The following is a 2,717-nucleotide window of genomic DNA, read 5'->3' on the forward strand; positions in this document are numbered from 1 at the left end:
CTAACTCGTTTTTATGCGAAGTGTTTTCGCAATTTCAAACTAATATTGTATATTATACGAGCCTGTGCTAATGTTTATTCAATTTAAAATCACTTACATTCTATCGATGATCAAATGAATATGCAAAAACAACTTGAACAAACCGAGAGAGAACTAAAAATCCGTAACTATAGCCATAAAACTATAAAAAGCTATCTTTATGGACTTAAGAAATATTTTGCTTTCAAAAAGAATGGCTTTGAGAGCTTGGATATAAACAATATCAAGGACTTTTTGCTCTTTTCTGAAAAACAAGGTGTTTCTGCCCAAACCCGCAATCTTTTTTTGAATGCTATCAAGTTTTTTTATCGAAATGTGGTTAAAACAAATGAAAGAATTGATATTCGATCAGCGAAGAAGAATAAAAGTTTACCAATAGTGCTGTCAAAAAATGAGATAAAAAAGATTCTCGAGGTAACAAAAAACACAAAACATCGCCTGCTTTTGTCGCTTGCCTATGGAGCCGGTTTGCGAGTAAGTGAAGTGGTTAATCTTAAAGTGAAAGATTTGAACCTTGAAGAATTAACGCTTCATATAAAGCAAGCCAAAGGTAAAAAAGATAGGATTACCATTTTCCCAGAAAAATTATTGTCTGACATTCAAAATTTAATTGCCGGGAAAGATAAAAACGATTATGTATTCCCCAGCGAAAGAGGCGGAAAATTAACAACAAGAACAGCCCAAAAAATTTTCGAAAACGCTTCAAAGGGCGCTGCAATAAAGAAAGACGCAACATTTCACTCCTTAAGACACAGTTTTGCTACTCACTTATTGGAAAATGGAGTTGATGTTCGATATATACAAGAATTATTGGGCCACCAGAATATCAGAACGACGCAAAGGTACACTCAAGTTACCAATCCGAGTATTAGAAAAATCAGAAGTCCTTTATGATTGTGAAAATACAGATTCTTACTCAGACCTCAGAGCTTCAATCGGGTCCAGTTTTGAGGCCTTAAAGGCGGGATAGACTCCAAAAAATATACCGACGGCAAATGAGAATAAGAAGGCCAGAGCAATTGACCAGAAAGTGATGCTGCTCGGCAAGAACTGCCCAAGCACCACTGAGCCAACAGCTCCAAAAATGATTCCGAGCACGCCACCCACAACACTTAAAGTTATGGCCTCAATAACAAACTGAGACAAAATATCAAATGTCCTGGCACCTACGGCCTTACGGATACCAATCTCCCTTGTCCTCTCCGTCACCGAAACAAGCATTATATTCATAATCCCTATACCGCCAACGAGAAGAGAGATGCCGGCGATTCCTCCAAGCATTAAAGTAAGCGTTCCCATCATTGATTGAAAGGTGCTCAAAAGCTCTTCCTGGGCAAGCACCGTAAAATCATTTTCATCAAGCTTCTTTAACAACACACGTTCCGTCTCTTTTATGGCCAAATCCATATCTTCTTGGCTCTTTGCTTGAACTAAAATCATGCTCACATTCTTCGTGCCCAAGATCCTTTGGGCAACGGTTACAGGAATAAAAACCTGGTTATCCATATCCATCCCCATTCCTCCCGCGCCCTTTTTGCTCATAACTCCAATTACAGTAAACTTTTGTCCGCTGATGGTAATCTTCTCCCCGATGGGGTCACGAAAGCCAAAGAAGTCTTCTGCAACAGTTTGACCTATCGTGCAGACCCTTTTTAAACCTTCAACATCAGTTTCGGTAAAAAATCTTCCCTTTTCCACAGGAGAGTTTTTTGCAATAGGATATTCTGGCGTCGTGCCCGTCAAATCAGCCGTCCTCGAAAGGTTGCCATATTTAACGGAAACTACTCCACTTATGGTCGGAAGCACATTTTTAACGTGTTGCGTCCCGTTTTTAATATCCTCTGCGTGTTCCGCTTCAAGTTTATTGACTACCTCCCCCCCGAATGGGCCACCAGAGTCTCCGGGACCCATCTCAATTTTTCCTGGCATGACCATAGCTATATTTGAACCAAGTCCCATAATTTGGCCGGAGATATCCGCCTGAACGCCACTTCCAATCGAAACCAAGAGTATGACGGCCGAGACACCTATGATGATGCCCAGCATCGTTAGCATGGAACGCATCTTGTTGGACAATAAGCTGTCTATTGCAACCTTGAAACTTTCAAGAATGTTCATTTTTCTCTTCCTTCTCGGTAATTTCAACTAAAATCTCTCGCGCTTTTTTTCTGTTGGAAACCGCCCTATCAGCAACTATCTTTCCGTCCAAAAGTTGGATAATCCGCTCGGCATGCTCGGCGGCATAAAGCTCGTGAGTGACCAAAATTACCGTTCTTCCTTCATCATGTAATTTTTGCAAAATCGCCATTACCTCAGCTCCGGCTTTTGAATCGAGATTTCCTGTGGGTTCATCGGCAAGTATTATGGCGGGCTCATTTACCAACGCGCGAGCAATCGCAACCCTCTGTTGCTGCCCACCCGAAAGCTGCGTAGGTCTATGGTAAAGCCGGTCGCCAAGCCCAACCGCTTCTAACATCTCTTTGGCCTTCTTTGTTCGCTCCTTTAAGCCGATACCAAAATAAACCATGGGAAGCTCAACGTTTGCTATCGCCGTTGCCCTGGGAAGCAAATTGAAAGACTGAAACACGAAGCCAATCTTCTTGTTTCTAAGCACGGCGAGCTCGTTTTCGTTTAAATTAATTGGATCCTGACCTTCAATTTTAACATTCCCGGAAGTT

The 2,717-nt window shown here is 41.5% G+C and carries 3 protein-coding genes; 1 reads left to right on the forward strand and 2 read right to left on the reverse strand.

Annotation, left to right across the window (positions count from 1 at the left end; all coding sequences use genetic code 11):
• Positions 1–114 precede the first annotated feature (114 nt).
• Positions 115–933 (forward strand): site-specific tyrosine recombinase/integron integrase, encoded by an 819-nt coding sequence (xerA, locus tag Q7U95_RS07185; RefSeq protein WP_308753171.1) that lies wholly within the window; start codon positions 115–117, stop codon positions 931–933.
• An 18-nt stretch (positions 934–951) separates the two neighbouring features.
• Here the strand turns inward: xerA and Q7U95_RS07190 are convergent, their stop codons facing one another.
• Both Q7U95_RS07190 and Q7U95_RS07195 read right to left on the reverse strand, forming a co-directional pair.
• Entirely contained in the window at positions 952–2,157 is a 1,206-nt protein-coding gene (locus Q7U95_RS07190) for an ABC transporter permease (protein WP_308753173.1), read from the reverse strand.
• Positions 2,144–2,717 (reverse strand): ABC transporter ATP-binding protein (locus Q7U95_RS07195; protein ID WP_308753175.1); only part of this gene is annotated, 574 nt, incomplete at its 5' end. The genes Q7U95_RS07195 and Q7U95_RS07190, both read right to left, overlap by 14 nt.

The sequence above is a fragment of the Candidatus Oleimmundimicrobium sp. genome, from assembly GCF_030651595.1.
GTDB lineage: Bacteria > Actinomycetota > Aquicultoria > UBA3085 > Oleimmundimicrobiaceae > JAUSCH01.

Coding starts and splice junctions, on each gene's coding strand:
- xerA (WP_308753171.1), top strand. CDS start 115: ATGAATATGCAAAAACAACTTGAACAAACCGAGAGAGAACTAAAAATC.
- Q7U95_RS07190 (WP_308753173.1), bottom strand. CDS start 2,157: ATGAACATTCTTGAAAGTTTCAAGGTTGCAATAGACAGCTTATTGTCC.